Origin of the sequence: Parendozoicomonas haliclonae (assembly GCF_900174585.1) — a bacterium.
Taxonomy (GTDB): Bacteria; Pseudomonadota; Gammaproteobacteria; order Pseudomonadales; family Endozoicomonadaceae; genus Sansalvadorimonas; species Sansalvadorimonas haliclonae.
Genome location: NZ_FWPT01000003.1, coordinates 425,158 through 441,456 on the forward strand (window position 1 = coordinate 425,158; position 16,299 = coordinate 441,456).

11 protein-coding genes are annotated in these 16,299 nt (G+C 51.8%); 6 read left to right on the plus strand and 5 right to left on the minus strand.

The annotated features are described in order from the left end of the window. The first annotated feature begins 7 nt into the window (after positions 1-7). Positions 8-1,396 carry an oxygen-independent coproporphyrinogen III oxidase gene (hemN, locus tag EHSB41UT_RS08340; RefSeq protein WP_087108675.1) on the plus strand — a complete coding sequence of 463 codons (1,389 nt, stop codon included), beginning with the start codon at positions 8-10 and terminating at the stop codon, positions 1,394-1,396. A gap of 35 nt (positions 1,397-1,431) precedes the next feature. Here hemN and EHSB41UT_RS08345 read toward each other — a convergent pair whose 3' ends face one another. The 4 genes from EHSB41UT_RS08345 to EHSB41UT_RS08360 form a co-directional block, all read right to left on the minus strand. After that, a complete protein-coding gene (locus tag EHSB41UT_RS08345) occupies positions 1,432-2,718 on the minus strand; it encodes a rhodanese-like domain-containing protein (protein WP_207626593.1) in 1,287 nt (428 codons plus the stop codon). A gap of 392 nt (positions 2,719-3,110) precedes the next feature. After that, positions 3,111-8,780, minus strand: a complete 5,670-nt coding sequence (locus EHSB41UT_RS08350) for an autotransporter domain-containing protein (RefSeq protein ID WP_087108679.1) — start codon at positions 8,778-8,780, stop codon at positions 3,111-3,113. Positions 8,781-8,952: 172 nt separating this feature from the next. After that, the gene (locus tag EHSB41UT_RS08355; protein ID WP_087108681.1) at positions 8,953-10,272 is read right to left on the minus strand and encodes a hypothetical protein; all 1,320 of its coding nucleotides are present in this window, start codon (positions 10,270-10,272) and stop codon (positions 8,953-8,955) included. Between the two features lie 166 nt (positions 10,273-10,438). Further along, positions 10,439-11,044, minus strand: coding sequence for a hypothetical protein (locus EHSB41UT_RS08360; RefSeq protein ID WP_087108683.1), 606 nt, complete (start codon positions 11,042-11,044; stop codon positions 10,439-10,441). 441 nt (positions 11,045-11,485) lie between these two features. On the opposite strand from EHSB41UT_RS08360, the gene fnr reads away from it, so the two are divergent. The 3 genes from fnr to EHSB41UT_RS08375 all read left to right on the plus strand — a co-directional run bounded on the left by fnr (position 11,486) and on the right by EHSB41UT_RS08375 (position 13,494). Then, positions 11,486-12,244, plus strand: coding sequence for a fumarate/nitrate reduction transcriptional regulator Fnr (gene fnr / locus EHSB41UT_RS08365; protein ID WP_087108685.1), 759 nt, complete (start codon positions 11,486-11,488; stop codon positions 12,242-12,244). 4 nt (positions 12,245-12,248) lie between these two features. Beyond that, positions 12,249-12,794, plus strand: a complete 546-nt coding sequence (locus EHSB41UT_RS08370; RefSeq protein ID WP_087108688.1) for an adenine phosphoribosyltransferase — start codon at positions 12,249-12,251, stop codon at positions 12,792-12,794. Between the two features lie 196 nt (positions 12,795-12,990). Next, complete coding sequence (locus EHSB41UT_RS08375) at positions 12,991-13,494, plus strand: hypothetical protein (RefSeq protein ID WP_087108690.1); 504 nt, start codon at positions 12,991-12,993, stop codon at positions 13,492-13,494. A 30-nt stretch (positions 13,495-13,524) separates the two neighbouring features. On the opposite strand, the gene EHSB41UT_RS08380 is transcribed toward EHSB41UT_RS08375, so the two are convergent. Continuing rightward, positions 13,525-13,857, minus strand: coding sequence for a TraR/DksA family transcriptional regulator (locus EHSB41UT_RS08380; protein WP_087108692.1), 333 nt, complete (start codon positions 13,855-13,857; stop codon positions 13,525-13,527). Positions 13,858-14,414: 557 nt separating this feature from the next. Between EHSB41UT_RS08380 and EHSB41UT_RS08385 the strand changes: the two genes are divergently transcribed. Further along, positions 14,415-15,173 (plus strand): redoxin domain-containing protein, encoded by a 759-nt coding sequence (locus tag EHSB41UT_RS08385; protein WP_087108694.1) that lies wholly within the window; start codon positions 14,415-14,417, stop codon positions 15,171-15,173. A gap of 157 nt (positions 15,174-15,330) precedes the next feature. After that, positions 15,331-16,266 (plus strand): tRNA 2-thiocytidine(32) synthetase TtcA, encoded by a 936-nt coding sequence (gene ttcA, locus EHSB41UT_RS08390; RefSeq protein ID WP_087108696.1) that lies wholly within the window; start codon positions 15,331-15,333, stop codon positions 16,264-16,266. Positions 16,267-16,299 lie beyond the last annotated feature (33 nt).

A 16,299-nucleotide genomic window follows, 5' to 3' on the forward strand; every position in this document is an offset into this window, starting at 1 on the left:
CAGAGTTATGAGTCATTCACTCATTTGGGACTCCAGCCTGATCACTCGATATAACAGGCCAGGACCACGCTACACCTCATACCCGACTGCTGTTCAGTTCGACAGCAGCTTCGAGTCGGAAAACTATGCCAACGCGGCACGTGAAAGTGGTCTGATTAATAAGCCGTTATCTCTCTACTTCCACATCCCGTTCTGCGATACGGTCTGCTTTTACTGTGGCTGCAACAAGATTGTGACCAAGCACAGAACCGAAGCTGAGCCTTATCTGGAGCTGTTGTTCAAGGAAATGGCCATGCATGCAGAGCTGGTCGGCCATAAAGCCCGGGTTGAGCAGCTGCATCTCGGCGGTGGTACCCCAACCTTCCTGAACGAAGACCAGCTAAGCCGGTTAATGGAAGAAGCGGACAAACATTTTTTTCTGGAGTTTGACGAGTTCTCTGATTACTCCATTGAGATTGATCCTCGTGAAGCCAGCTGGAAGATGATGGGCCACCTGAGCAGCCTGGGCTTTAACCGCATCAGTCTTGGCGTTCAGGACTTTGATGAACGGGTGCAGAAAGCGGTTAACCGCATTCAGCCAGAGCAGATGACCATGGATGTTATCGACGCGGCCCGCACGCTGAATATCCGTTCCATTAATATCGACCTGATCTATGGCCTGCCACTGCAAACGACCGACAGTTTCCTGAAAACGGTTGATCGGGTCATAGAGATGGCGCCGGATCGGCTCTCCGTTTTCAACTATGCCCATCTGCCGCACCGGTTTATGCCACAGCGCCGGATCAAGGATGAAGACCTGCCATCTGCAGAAGAGAAACTGCGGATTATGGAACTGACCACTCAGCGTCTGACTGAAGCCGGTTATGTCTATATCGGCATGGACCACTTTGCCCTGCCCGATGATGATCTGGCCGTGGCACAGGAAGATGGTGTACTGCACCGGAACTTCCAGGGTTACACCACCCATGCCCACTGTGATCTGATCGCCATGGGTGTATCTTCCATCAGTCAGGTTGGCAACACCTTTGCCCAGAACTACCCGGATATGGCCAACTACAAAAAGGCCATCGAGAAGGGACAGCTGCCGATTTACCGCGGTTACCACACCAGCAAGGAAGATCGTCTGCGGGCACATGTAATCCGTCGTTTGATTTGCGACTTCAGCCTTAACTTCAACACGCTGGAAGAAGATTACGGCATCAATTTCAGCACCCACTTTGCCAATGAAACACAACAGTTATTGGCGATGGCCGAGGACGGCTTGCTGACCATTAATGCCAATGGCATTGAAGTTCAGCCCCGCGGTCGTTTGCTTATCCGTAACATCTGTATGGTCTTCGACCAGTATCTGCCGATTGCCATGGATACAACGCCACGTTACTCCAAGGTTATCTGACTCTGGACAAGCATGATTAAGGGTAAGCCAGCGGCTTACCCTTTTTTATTCCCCTGTCCCGGCTCACCGGAGAGTGTCGGTAAACCAGCATTGCTCCAGCCAATCCAGCCATCACTGAAAATACTGATGTTCTTCAGCCCGGCTACCTCAGCATAAAAATACACTTCTGCTGCCCGCCAGCCGCTGCCGCACATAAACGCCAGTGCATCATTCAAATCAATATTCTGGGCTTTCCACAATGCCAGCACTTCACGAGGGTTACGCATGGTGCCATCAATGTTGCGGAAGTGGCTCATGCTGTAGGAGTTGCCTTCACCGGCAAAGCCATGCACAGCCCCAGGAATACGCCCCTTCTTCAGGTGGTAGCTATAACCACTGGACTCGCCCAGATACTCTTCCCGTGTACGATTATCCACCAGAGTAAAATGCTGCTTGTCCGTCAGTTTGGTTTGCAACTCAGGCAGGGTATCGATTACCTCTGGACGCAATGGTTTGTCTGCCCCAAAGCCTTTCCCCGGAACCGGATCATGACTCTGTGTTTCCAGAGCATAACCGGCTCGTTCCCAGGCGCGGGTACCGCCATTAAGAATCCGCACATCCTTCACGCCCAGATACTCCAGTATACTGGCAACCCGATAGGCGGCGAGAGGCTCTTCACCGGTCACAATAACCGTGTCATCACGGGTCAAACCAAAGCTTTGGGCGGTTTTGAGCAACGAACTGTCTTCAGCCAGTGGCCACATCGGCGGCAAGAGCGTGGTCATGGGTTCGATAAGGTCGGTATTGACGTGAACGGCTGTCGGAATATGCCCCTTGCTGTAGGACTCATCTTCGTCCCCCCAGCTGGCTTCCAGAATCTTTACCTTGCCGGCATTTTCAAAGCTCTCCGGTTGTTTTCCATCCAGTACAGCCTTCACAGCTTCCGCAGGCACCACTCGCTGGTATCCCGGCCACTTCACCAGCGCAAGTGATGGGTTATCAATCCAGGGTTTGAGGTTGAAGTAATGCAGATTATGGAACCCTTGCGTCTGCAGAAACTCCGCGACCTTCCGGGCATCCTTACCGTTTACATCGTAAAGAAGTACTGACTTATCAGTGCTAATACCTTTGCCCGCCAGAACAGCGCGCAGCTTCTGCTCACGGGCTTCATCATCCACCGTTAACCAGTTGGCAGGAAAATCCACAGCACCCGGCAGATGACCACCACGAGCTATACCGTCCAGCTTCCAGCCATTAAAAGCATCAGACAAACGGGCATCAACCAGCACCCAGTCCGGTGCATTGATCAAGTTCTCAACTCGACTTAAATCCAGGGTTTTCATGGAAGACTCTTCAGCAGATACAGTTGGTCCGGCCAGAGAACAGGCAAACACCAACACAGGCAACAGCCTGGACAACAGGGTTTTCATGGTCAGCTCGAAAATAAAAAATCACAGCGCCGGGCCAATACCGGGCACTCAAAAATTATTGGGGTTGTTTGTCAGGGAATCAGACAACAGTCGGGGCTGCTGAAAGAGAAATGACCGGATAGTACCGGTGGAGAACAGCGGGAAAAGTCTGCAAATCGCATTAAAGGCTCCTGGTGTGTGAGTTCAATAGTCACATCAAAGTCATGCATCTACGCACGACTCCACGAGTTAAATAAAAGAACAGGGAGCTTATCATTAACAGATAAGGCTCCCTGCTTTCTGAACGCTCACGCATTATCACCCAATCAGCGGAATTTGTACTCAAAGGTTGCCGACGCGCCATAGCTGCGGCTCTTGTTACCCTGGGTACCTTCCAGATCGAAGGAGATACTGCGATTTTCGTCCAGTCGGGAAAACAGCCCCAGAGTATACCAGCTCACCCGGCTTTCACGCGCCCTGCGCCTTTCCACATATTCACTGCGTCCATCAACATGACGCATGGCGGTTTTATAAGGCGCAAAGTGGTTCTGTTGAATCCCTGCTCCGGCGCGAATCGTCGTATCATAAGCCAGCGTCTCATAAGCCAGCGTCGAAACATGGTAATCCAGCAGGATTCCAACCCTTTCCGCACGATCATGACGATGACCACCCTTAACCTGCACCCGCTCCTTGCCCTGACTTTTCAGATCAAAGACTGACTGTCTGGCGTCCATATACATAATCTCAGCCATTGGTGTAACGGTCAGGTTTTCTGTGACGGGAATGTCATAACCAATACCCAGCCAGGCCGACCAGTCATTCACAGCAAACCGGCCTTTGTACTTCTCACCGGTCAGACGATCACGACCACGGGCAGATACATCATGGTGACCAAGGGTCAGTGCACCATCGATATGCAAATGGTCACGCTGCCAGGAGAAGAACGGCCCCAGCCGCAGGCTGGTAATATCATCACTGGCACTCATGCCTTTCATGGAAGCCATGCCTTTCTGCCCGCTCATCATCAGGCCGACTATCCACTCGCTGTCGATAACCTTGAATACTCCGGCTTCAAAACCGTAACTGTTCATGGTGTACCCCGGTAGCTGATTAGCCTGACTGGTATTCGCCCTAGAGCCAAAGACGCGCATATAACTGTAGGCCCCCTGCTCCACCAGCCCGGTGCCAAACTCTGCCGGCTCATTCAGCGACTGCAAAGCGGCTCCTCGACTCTCACCGGATTTGCGGAAATCCATCATGGTACGGTGATGCCCTGAGAACTGCTGCATGGTGGTATTGGCAATCACTTCCAATGCCACAGATGGCAGTGCCGCCGCCAGCTCACGATCGTACTCTGGCTCAACAAATACAGAGGCCTCCACTACCGTCTCAGGCAAAGACTCCTGTTCTTCTGGAGTACTCTCTTGCTCGTCTTCAGCCTGTTCAGCTTCCTCTTCATTTTCTTCAGACTCCTGCTCGGTAGCAGCGTCTTCCGACTCATCCCCAGTATCATCACCTTTACTGTCAGATTCAGGATCAGCCTCTGGCTCTGGCTCTGGCTCTGGCTCTGGCTCTGGCTCTGGCTCTGGCTCTGGCTCAACAGCATCATCATTGATTGGCGAAGGCGGTGCATCCGGTGTTTCCGGCCTGCCCTTATCGTCTTCGACAGGTTGATTCTCCGTGACCGGTGCTTCCGGAATCGGAGGGTTTGTATCTGCAGGCGGCTCCTCTGGCTTCGGCTCATTACCAACTGGAGGCTGCCCTTTATTTTCATAAGCACGACCATCGCCCTCATCAGAGTGAAACTCTTCATTTGACCCATCAGGCTGCTCACTATTGGCAGGCTCAGGCTTATCTTCCGGGAACGACTGGTTCTTAAAACCAATCAAATCCAGGAAAGACTTTTGTTCACGAGGAGACTGCTTTTCCGTATCGACCTTCTTGCCTTCCCCTCTGGCTCCCATGGCCCGCTCATCCCCAGCCTGGGAATAAAAATGGGAGCTTTCAGGCGGGACCTCAATCTTGATGGTATGTACATCGATTGTTGGCTTGCCTGGGATATCCGTCAGATTGGCGGAACGATTCGGGGTTGGTACATCCGCCGATATATCCTCATAAAAATCAGCATCGTCTCCACCAGCCTGTTTGAATTCGGCTCTCTGGTTTTGATTATTCACATACATACGGTGACGGGTTACTTTCTCGCGCTTATCCGCCTGCTTGATTTTCTCTTTGCGAATACGTTCCTGCTTCAGTTTTTTATGACGCTCCTGCTCCAGGCGTGCCATCTCCTGCTTTTGGAAATTCAGGCGTTTAGGATCCTCTTCAAGCCGGCGCATATGTGCCTCTTCCTCGGCAACATTACGCTTGTAGGCTTCATCAAAGGCGCGCTGCTCAGCAGCCCATTGCTGCTCTTCCTGCAGTGCAAGATGATTCTGGGTAATCTGATTGTCACTCGCTGTAGAACCCTGCTTATCACGCCGTGCCTTCAAACGATCCTGGTGAATTAACTGCTGTTTATCCCGATAAAGCTGCTGTGGTGTTGGATTAACAACGCTATCAACTCTGGCCTGATGCGCCCTGTAATCCTTGTGCACTTCCAAAGCACTGCCAGTAGCTGGAGGCTCCGGCAGCGGCTGACTCTTGGGCTTATTATCGGACATAGCCTGTCTGACCTGCTGTGCCAGCGTATCGCCGCCACCAGCAAACTCTTCAATAATCACCGGTTTCATAGTGATTGCAGGAATCTCAACAACTTTTTCTGAAGCTGTTGACGAGGTATTGGTATGCGGCGCTGGACAGGTTCCCCTATCAAAACGGCTATCAACAACGGGTGGCGTTTTCTCAGTGACCTGATCAGTTTGGTCCGAAGGCTCAATAACTTCAGGCTTTAAGACCACTTCCTGCCAGTCCTGATGCTGCCGAGTGATGTGGCTATCACTGGCTCGGGAGCCTTCGCGCAGCTGTCGAAGCATCTTGCGGCCAAGGTAAGTGTCATGCGTGGTTTCTTTCACCTGACGCTTTGGTGCAGGGTTTACGATTTTATCCACTTCCGCCTGATGGGCTCTGTAATCCTTATGCACTTCCAAACCAGTTTGTGCATTAAGCGGTGGAACCGTCTCCGTCGGTACCGGTGGATTTTGAGCAATTGGGGGAACAGTACAGGTGCCGGTCTCTTCAATACCGCTAACAATCAGTGCCTTCTGTTCTAACGGTGGCAAGGTATTACGAAGTTCAGACTCAACGACTTCGGCCTCATAGCTTTCTACCCGATCATCCTGCCACGCGAGATGCTGCTCAGTGATATGGCTATCGTTGGCTTTGGAACCTTCACGCATTTGCCGACGCATCTTGCGGCCAAGATAAGTGTCTTGTGTGGTTTCTTTCACCTGACGCTTTGGCGCAGGGTTTACAATTTTATCCACTTCCGCCTGATGGGCTTTGTAATCCTTATGCACTTCCAAACCAGTTTGTGTACTCAGAGGTGGAACGGTTTCTGCCGGCGACGGTGGGTTTTGAGCAACTGGAGGAACAGTACATGTGCCGGTCTCTTCAATACCGCTAACAATCAGTGCCTTCTGTTCTAACGGTGGCAGGGTATTACGCAATTCGGACTCAACAACTTCCGTTTCATAGCTTTCAACGCGATCATCCTGCCACGCAAGATGCTGCTCAGAGATATGGCTATCGTTGGCTTTGGAACCTTCACGCATCTGCCTACGCATCTTGCGGCCAAGATAAGTGTCTTGTGTGGTTTCTTTCACCTGACGCTTTGGCACAGGATTAACAATTTTATCCACCTCAGCCTGATAGGCTTTGTAATCGTCATGCACGACCAAATCAGTTTGTGTATTTAGCGGTGGAACAGCTTCCTCTGGCACTGGTGGAACCTCAACAACCGGAGGAACTATGCATGTGCCGGTTTCGTCAACGCCAGCAACAACCAGTGCCTTCTGCTCTAACGGTGGCAAGGTATGACGAAGTTCTGATTCAACAACCTCCGCCTCATAGCTTTCAACGCGATCATCCTGCCACGCAAGATGCTGCTCAGTGATATGACTATCGCTGGACTTAGAGCCTTCCCGTCTTAAACGACGAATCAGACGGCCCATGAAAGTATCAGATGTACTCTCTTTGACCTGTGGCTTTGGTTCAGGATTAACAATGTTATCGACTTCCGCCTGACGGGCTTTGTAATCCTTATGCACTTCCAAACCAGTTTGTGCATTAAGCGGCGTTACGGTCTCCGCTGGCACTGGTGGAGTCTCAACAACCGGAGGAACTGTGCAAGTGCCGGTTTCTTCAACACCGGCCACAATTAATGCCTTCTGCTCTAACGGCGGCAGGGTATTACGCAGTTCAGGCTCTACGACTTCTGCCTCATAGCTTTCTATCCGATCATCCTGCCAGGCCAGATGCTGCTGAGTGGTTAACTCATCGCTGGACTTGGAACCTTCCCGTCTTAAGCGACGGACCAGACGGCCAAGGAAAGTATCGGATGTACTCTCTTTGACCTGCGGTTTTGGTGCTGGATTAACAATGCTATCGACCTCGGCCTGATGAGCTTTGTGATCCTCATGAACAACCAAATCCGTTTGGGTACTGAGAGTTGGAAGAGTTTCTGTAGGCTCTGGTGAAGTATCAATAACCGGAGGAACGGTACAGGTGCCGGTCTCTTCAATACCGCTCACAATCAGTGCCTTCTGCTCTAACGGTGGCAGGGTATTACGCAGTTCAGACTCAACAACTTCGGCCTCATAGCCTTCAACACGATCATCCTGCCAGGCCAAATGCTGTTGAGTGGTTTCCTCATCACTTGACTTAGAGCCTTCCCGCCTTAAACGACGAATCAGACGGCCCAGGAAAGTATCGGATGTGCTCTCTTTGACCTGCGGCTTTGGTACTGGATTAACAATTTTATCCACCTCAGCCTGATGGGCTTTGTAATCGTCATGCACCACCAAGCCTGTTTTGGCATTCTGCCCAGCCTGGATAAAGGGAGCCTCTTTATTGCCGGAAAGGATCTGGCGTACTTGCCGGGCAAGGGAATCCCCACTTGCGGCAGCAAGCTCTTCAGAAGAAGGTACCACTATCAGAGCAGTATTCGTTTTTGTTGGCAGGTTAACGCTACAGTGCCCGCTATCAACAACAGGGCTAATAACTACATCGCCGCGCTGTAAAAGCGGAGCACTGGTAAACATTCCGGCTCCATGAATTACAGGCTGAGCGACAACCGGTACGCCTGAACTCTGAGGAAGAGCCAGGGGTTGCAATGAAGGTCTTAACTCCGCAACTGGAGAAGCCACGGAATTGGGCTGATTCGGATTCTGCAACGGTACCATCTCAGGTATTAGGCTTAGTGGTACAGATAACGGTCTTGCTGTAGCAGGCTGAGGACACTGGGACTGATTCACAAACTGATTTTTAATAACCCGCGCCAGCACATCCCCTTTAGCAGAGGCAAAGTTTTCCTTCTGAGGACCATTTTCAGCCAGATCCCTTTCCATCTCCTCTTCAAACTTCTCATACTGGCGCAGCTCGCGAGCCATAGCCTGCTCATGCTCTTCCAGGCGCTGCTGCCTCAGCAGATCATCAGGGTTGGCAGGTTTGGTGATGGTTTCATGAGTAGCGGTTGACGTTGAGCCATCGGCTCCTGCCGCCTTGCCTTTGCAATCCTTACAAGGCTCATTGGATAAAAACGGCAAACCGTCGCCAGAATCATCACCTGGCTCCCAGAGTATGTAATGAGTATCTTTATCACGGCCCATCGGGCTGTCGATGCTCGCACCAGGATCACGCTTGCGCTCTTCACCGGAAACAATCTCCCGGCCGCCCTGGTTGTATTTCACAACCACCTTCTTGGACGAGCCGAAATCAAACCAGCTGCCATAACTGCTGATAGCGAAACCACCCATCAAAACCAGTACAAAGCTCAGGAGAATTTTTCCTGCCAATGAAAGAATGATGCGCTGCTGGTCACCGGTATACCCGTCCATGGGCAACTCCTCCTGTGCAAAGGTCCTGCTCCTACCGCGAGATAGAGCTTTCTCAGGGGCTTAGACGAGTGCAGCGATGGGGAGTTCCTACGACTTTGGTCGAATTGAGCATGCAGAAACCACAAAACCTCCGAAGAGGCTTTGTGGTTTAAAAGGGAAAGTAAAAAAGACGTTAGCGGAATTTCACCTCGAGATGGTCAAGCTCATCACCCTGTTCGGCCACAGCCGCCTGTACCCGCATTTCCGTATCCAGCTTATCTTTCGCACTGATATGCTGACGCATTTGTGCCAACCAGTTTTTATGCTGTTGGGTTTCGTTGGTATTGAACAGACAGGTGGTCCAGCGGTTCACGTACTTGTAACACATAAACAGTCCGAGTCCGGCAGCGCCCATAGCGGTGCCCCAGTGAATCAGGTTTTTAAAACGGTAAGCATTGGCGTGAGGGTTCACATCGCCGCAGTTGACTTCAACCCGGTCCGGGAATTCCAGATGTTCACACTGGGAATGATCTGTGTACTGGCTCAGATACCACACCCCGATTGCTGAGCAGAGCGGCCAGCTGATGTACAGTGTGGCAGCAGCAAGACCTGTGAGAATAAGGGCATTGGCAACCCGCTGCTTCAACGGTGTTTTGGGTGGTTCCGGGGCTTTCAGTTCATCTTTCAATTTGCGGACATATTCTTTGCAGGTATCTGCCTGCTCCCGCGCATAGGCTGGGCGCTCAGAACGAATTGGCGCTTTGCTGCCACCGGCCTTTCTGTTGACAGTTACTGATGGCATGTTGAATACCCCTTCTGTGCCTGTATTGGTTTTGTTCAGGTAGGCCACCAGATTTTCTGTTGCCCTGCTCCCCCGCAGATGAATCTGCTGTCGTTCATCAATCGCATTCTGAACCATGTCTCCCAGCTGCAAACCCTTCTGGTGCTTCCATAGTTCACGGGCACTCTTCTCGATGGATTTATCCAGCTTCCGATCCAGTGCCTGCAACTCCTCAACTTCCGCCATTTTCCGCTTAGGCGTTACAAACAGTCGCTTAGGGATGGAAACAAGAAAGTCAGTCGCAACCATAAACATGTTCATGTTGAAGCCGAAAAAGCCGGAGAAATCACCCCAGAACTGGGCATCATTCAACATCCAAAGGCTGCTTAGCTTCTGATGAATAAACGGCAGCGCATAAACTTTGGGCGCCGTATAAACAAAAGCCAGCCCGGCTCCGGCAATACCTATGGATTTCGCCACACCGGATAACACGGTAATCCCCATAGACTTCAAAGCCTTGCGAACCGGTGAAGGAGCAAGGGCCTGAACATCGTTTCTCAGCTCGGCCCGGGCACGCTGAATATGAACAGTCTCGTCATCCTCAACCTTTTTGACCCGGGAGCGGGATGAATGAGCCAGAGTTCCCTCTCCGGCTTTAGGAGAAAGCTCGGTATACAGCTGCTTCCTTGTTGCTCGTTCCAATGAAATGGCCACCCGCACCTCTCCTGTCATTATCAATCCCTGTGAACAGCCGGTTTCCCTTCCGTCACTCTGGGTAAGACCAGTTGTGTAACAATCTGTTCCACCCGTGTCAGCCAGGCTGACAATCGTGTCAGGGCGCATAAAAAAGCCCCCACCCGGAGGTGGAGGCTTATGGAGGTGTCCTTACCCTGCTGGCTTAGAGAGGAGCAGCGTTGCGCTTCGCACTCGGCTTCTTGCCACCCGCTGGCTTGTCGGCATCAACAACCGGCTGCTCGTCACGGGTCTTGCGGTTTCTGGAGCTACGCTCAGTCTTCTCGTTCTGCTCAACCTTTTCAGTTTCTGCAGTACGCTGTGACTTTGGAGCCTGAGCAGGCTGCTGAGCAGCAGAGCCTTTGCGCCAGTTCATGAAGCTGGTGCGGGCATCATTCAGGATCTGCGGCAGAGCCACCTGACAGAAACCTTCCACCATCTTGGCACCTGCGCCAAAGCCAGCACCGGTGAGCTTAACTGCACCTGGAGCCATATAAGAGCCAAACAGAACCGCACCGGTGTGGAAAAGGTTGGCGTAAACCACCTTACCAAAGCCCTTAATACCGGCCCAGCCAGTGCTGACAACAGTACAGGTACCGTTCTTGGCCCACTCATAAGCACTCTGCTTTTGAGAAGCTTTTTTACCGGCAGCCTTTTTAACACTGGCGTTAGGTGTAGTCTTCTTCACGGAAGAGGACTTTTCGCCTTTGCAGTATTTGCCACACGTGATGACGTAGCCGATGCCACGGAAAACGCCGTTAACCTTTTGCATTGTAAACCTCCAGTCAGATCATTACCCCCGTCTCCCCTGCCCCCTGGCAGAGTGAGCCCGGGCTTGTTTGGGTTTGGGGTTTTGCCGGACCATCCGGCGAATGCATGACATCGCTTCAACCGTTCTTGACGTTCTTGAACAGAGACATGCTGTCCCTATTGACCGGGGAGTATGGGGCGGGTTCTGACAAAGCCAAGAGTTGTCAGGGATTCTGACTCGCGTGCCTAATACATCTCACGTCTGCAGACTTTTCGACACGTAGAACAACGGGAAAGTTACGCGCAGATACACGAACCTGACACAAGATATAAAATGATGAAAAGAGCAGATACCGGAAAGTTTTTTTAAATAGGTATCTACCACAGGGTTAAAGTTGGGCCGAACTTCCCATACAATAGGCCAACTCTCTACATCAGCCAATCTGGTTCTTAGGGGCACTCTATGGCGTCCAAACTGAACGTAAGGCATGCCAGCCAAGTAGCCTGCAGGGACTGTAGCCTGAGTCCTCTGTGCCTGCCACTTGCGCTAAAAATTGAAGACATCGACGAACTCGATGAAATCATAAAACGCGGCCGGCCATTGAAAAAAGGCGAACACCTGTTCCTGGAAGGTGATCCGTTCCACAGCGTTTTCGCTGTGCGTTCTGGCGCGCTGAAAACATACACATCCACCAACGAAGGTGAAGAACAGATCACCGGGTTTTATCTCCCGAGTGAGCTGGTAGGTCTTAGTGGCCTCGACACCGACGCGTACCCGGTTTCTGCACAGGCCATTGAAACAACAATGGTGTGTGAGATTCCTTTTGAAAAACTCGAGAAGCTTGCTGATACCCATCCGGCGCTGCGTCGCCAGCTGATGCGTGTTATGAGCAAGAAAATTCGCGAAGACCAGCAAATGAAACTGCTGCTCTCCAAGAAGAATGCTGACGAGCGTATAGCCACATTCCTTATCAATCTGGCTAGCCGTTTCCGTCGTCGTGGCTTCTCTTCCCAGTCTTTCCGACTGGCCATGTCCCGTAACGAGATGGGTAACTATCTGGGTCTGGCTGTTGAAACGGTAAGCCGTGTATTTACTCGCTTCCAGAAAGCCGAGCTTATTCATGCCAATGGTAAAGAGATTGAAATTACCAATGCCATGGAGCTGTGCACTCTAGCAGGTGGTAAACTGACTGAGAATTCTGAAGCAGTAAACATTCAGTAAGCCGATGACTAACCACTCGAAATTTGACGAAGAACGTCTGCGCAGCCTGATCCGGGCTGTGCCGGACTGGCCGGAAGCTGGCGTTATGTTCCGTGACATCACTACCCTGCTGCAAGATCCGCAGGGTATGCGCATGGTTCACAACACCTTCGCTGACCGCTACCGTGACCAGAACATCACCCATATTGGCGCTCTGGATGCCCGAGGCTTTCTGCTCGGCGCACCATTGGCTGATGCTCTGGGTCTGCCACTGGTTATTTTCCGCAAGCCGGGCAAACTGCCGGCTGAGACTATCAGCGTTGAGTACACCCTGGAATACGGCAAAGCCGCTCTGGAAGTGCATAAAGATGCCCTGACCGAGAACAGCCGGGTTGTACTGATCGATGACCTTATTGCCACTGGCGGCACCCTGCTGGCTGCCAACACTCTGATCGAGCGTCTCGGCGGCAAGGTTATTGAAGCTGCAGCCATTATCGATCTGCCTGCTCTGGGTGGATCCGCCAAGCTGGAAACCGCGGGCATTCCTTACTTTGCCCTGACCAGCTACTGATAAGCCTTTATCAGATCGGCCGGCCCGTACTCTTCGGGCCGGTTATTATTAAAACCTCAACTCCCAATTACTCCCATAATGCTGCCGACTATCGGTTTAAGGCGTCTTTTGTAATTGCCGATGTATCAGTTACGCTCTTCTGGTATACCTTTAAGACTGAGAAGAACGACAACACTATCAGGCAAGAGAGTTCGATATGGGTATCTGCGCCAGGGAATTGCGCCACCTTGTCATCCGCCCCACCCTCAAGCATTTAAACCTTTGGTCCCCGACCGCAGAAAACCTTCTGCTGGGAACGGCTGCCCAGGAGTCAGGTCTTGGAGCGCATCTGAAAATGGATAACCAGCGCGCCCTGGGTATCTACCAGATCACCCCGCGCATGCACCGCTCTGTGTGGGATAAGTTTCTGGCCCGGCAGCCGGAACTGGCCAGCAAGGTCCGCGGACTCGCCAGCCAACATGAATTCCTTCAGCACCCCCATGCTGAGCTGGCCACAAACCTGTCCTACGCCACAGCCATGGCCATGATGATCTATTTGAGAAATGGTAAGCCGCTACCGACAGGAACCGGAGATGACCCTGCGAGACTGGGTCGCTGCTGGCGCAACCATTTCCATAGCTCGCCAGCAGGCACCATTGATGACTTCGTCCACCATTACAACGATCTGGTGATGGAGAAGGTAGAAAGCCGAACAAATTGAGTTCGGTCTTAAAGCGAAAGGTTTTCGACCTTACAGGCCCTGCTTTTCCGCGCAGGCTACACAGAGATCGGCATACGGCATAACCTCAAGACGAGCCGGCGGGATATCACCACCGCAGGCTGTACAGCTGCCGTACTCGCCCTCATCCATACGCTCAAGCGCCTTGCCAATCATATGCAGCTCATGGACAGCCTCATTCCCCAGAGCATCCACAACCTCATCATTCTCACGCTCCTGCGCCTGCTCGGACCAATCGGCACTGGCCTTTTTGGTCGCGTCCTTTTTCAAATTATCCAGACGCTGCTGCAGCTCAACCTGACGGCTGAGCAAAACCTCGCGCAAACGATCGTATTCCCCACTCATAAACTTCCCTCTGCATTATCCTGAATCAATCGATGCTGTGAACCAATCACAACACGCTGCCAGCCCGTGGGTGGCAGATGACTGGTAAATCTGTCGGGACAAATTGGGCTGTTTAAGGCTGTTGGGACAACTCTGAGCCTGTGACTGCGAACATGCCTGCCTGCTTTTATAACGATTACAGGACATTATTCCTTAGGGGCGGCCAATGCTGTTTATTACTTCTCTCTACATTCCAGCCTGCCGTCTGCACCCAGTGCTACTGACTTCAACACCAGTTCCCACCTGACAGATAATTTCATTGTAAAGCCCGAATGCATTCACACTGCTGATATAAATCAATGGAACACAGCTCGTTCACACCGACACACACCTACCCTAAAAACGGGAGAGTTCCATTTATCAATGACAGCCACACAATATAGTGCAACCCGAACACATCATCAGAAAATAACAGTAAAGCCCAGAAACCGAAAGCTATGCCCCACCTAGCAGAGATAGGAACTCCCCTGAATGTTCTGGTCTAAGCTCTCCTTCCTTCATTAGAGCGGGCTCCTGCCATGAAACGCTTCCGTGGATATCTCTGTGCTCTTTTTACCTCATTCTCTCTTTTCGCTGCGTCATCATGGGCTCTGCAGATTGGTGATACAGCCCCGGACTTCACAGCAGACACGTCACAGGGTGTGATCAACTTCCATGAATGGGGCAAAGGTAAATATGTTTTGCTGTTTTCCCACCCACTCGATTTCACGCCAGTCTGCTCCACGGAGCTGGCAGCGGTGCACAATCTGAAAAACCAGCTCGACAGCATGAACACCCTGGCCATTGGCTTGAGTGTCGATAATGTGGATCGCCACACTCTCTGGCAAAAGGACATCCTGAAATTGGCGAACAGTTCAGGCAGCGAGCTGAACTACCCGCTGATTGGCGACCATGATCTAAACGTATCCAAACTTTACGGCATGCTTGGCCAAGACACCCAGCCTGGCGCAGAACGCACGGCCAAAGACAACAAAACCGCCCGCACCGTATTCCTTATTGGCCCGAACCAGCAGATCAAGATGATGCTGGTCTATCCCATGACCACCGGCCGCAACTTTGATGAAATTCTGCGGGTACTTAAGAGCATTCAACTTACCGACCAACACAATGTTGCTACGCCAGCCAACTGGCAGGATGGCGACAAGGTGGTTGTCTCCCCCGGTATGATTGATGAGGACGCTAAAAACAAATTTGGCGAAATCGAAAGCATTCTTCTGCCTTCTGCAGACCAGGGACAGAAGAACTATCTGCGCTATACCCATCAGCCAGAAGGGTAAACGCCGGGAAGAATCCCAGCAGTATAAGAAGACAGGGACTGCCACTCAGACCGAAATAGGTCTGGCACACCGGAAACTTCGCCTTCCCCCGGTGGTCGCGGGCGAAGTTACCGGTATAATTGCCAGCTTTTAACCAGTCTGCAGCAGCAAATATTTGATGAGCGTATCCGAATTGACAGGGGCTGAGAAAACCAACTTCAACAAGCTTCAGAAGAAACTCCGCCGCTATGCCGGTCAGGCGATTGAAGCCTATAACATGATTGAAGACGGCGACAAGATAATGGTCTGCCTGTCTGGCGGCAAAGACAGTTATGTCATGCTGCACATTCTGATGAGCCTGCAGAAAAGCGCGCCAATCAACTTTGAACTGGTTGCCGTAAACCTGGATCAGAAGCAGCCAGGCTTCCCTGAGCACGTTCTGCCAGAGTACCTGAGCAATCTGGGCGTACCATTCCACATTATTAACCGTGATACCTATTCCGTGGTGAAGGAGAAGGTTCCGGAAGGTAAAACCACCTGTGGTCTGTGCTCACGCCTGCGTCGTGGCACCCTGTACGCGTTCGCGGAAGATATCGGCGCGACCAAGATCGCTCTGGGTCACCACAAGGACGATATCGTTGAGACCATGTTCCTGAACATGTTCTACGGTTCCCGTATGGCTGGTATGCCGCCAAAGCTGCGCTCTGACGATGGCCGCAACGTCATTATTCGTCCGCTGGCCTTCTGCCGTGAGAAGGATCTGGCCAAGTTTGCCGAACTGATGGAGTTCCCGATCATTCCTTGCAACCTGTGTGGCTCCCAGGAAAACCTGCAGCGCCAGAACATCAAGGCCATGCTGAAGGATTGGGAGCGCAAGCACCCAAGCCGGATCGAGTCCATCTTCACCTCCATGCAGAATATCCAGCTGTCCCAGATGGCGGATAATGAGCGTTTCAACTTCGTGGATCTGGCCATCGATCGTACTGGCGAACGCCCGGCTTACGAGTTTGATGACAATCAGGACATCTTCTCCGGCAATATCCCTGAAATGGCGATGAGCCCTGAAGAAAGTGACGACGCTATCAAAGTCGTGAACTTCGATCCGAACGTCTGATCAAAACGCGAAGATAGAAAAAAGGCGCTGCAT

Coding starts and splice junctions, on each gene's coding strand:
- hemN (WP_087108675.1), top strand. CDS start 8: ATGAGTCATTCACTCATTTGGGACTCCAGCCTGATCACTCGATATAAC.
- EHSB41UT_RS08345 (WP_207626593.1), bottom strand. CDS start 2,718: ATGAAAACCCTGGATTTAAGTCGAGTTGAGAACTTGATCAATGCACCG.
- EHSB41UT_RS08350 (WP_087108679.1), bottom strand. CDS start 8,780: ATGGACGGGTATACCGGTGACCAGCAGCGCATCATTCTTTCATTGGCA.
- EHSB41UT_RS08355 (WP_087108681.1), bottom strand. CDS start 10,272: ATGACAGGAGAGGTGCGGGTGGCCATTTCATTGGAACGAGCAACAAGG.
- EHSB41UT_RS08360 (WP_087108683.1), bottom strand. CDS start 11,044: ATGCAAAAGGTTAACGGCGTTTTCCGTGGCATCGGCTACGTCATCACG.
- fnr (WP_087108685.1), top strand. CDS start 11,486: ATGGCGTCCAAACTGAACGTAAGGCATGCCAGCCAAGTAGCCTGCAGG.
- EHSB41UT_RS08370 (WP_087108688.1), top strand. CDS start 12,249: ATGACTAACCACTCGAAATTTGACGAAGAACGTCTGCGCAGCCTGATC.
- EHSB41UT_RS08375 (WP_087108690.1), top strand. CDS start 12,991: ATGGGTATCTGCGCCAGGGAATTGCGCCACCTTGTCATCCGCCCCACC.
- EHSB41UT_RS08380 (WP_087108692.1), bottom strand. CDS start 13,857: ATGAGTGGGGAATACGATCGTTTGCGCGAGGTTTTGCTCAGCCGTCAG.
- EHSB41UT_RS08385 (WP_087108694.1), top strand. CDS start 14,415: ATGAAACGCTTCCGTGGATATCTCTGTGCTCTTTTTACCTCATTCTCT.
- ttcA (WP_087108696.1), top strand. CDS start 15,331: ATGAGCGTATCCGAATTGACAGGGGCTGAGAAAACCAACTTCAACAAG.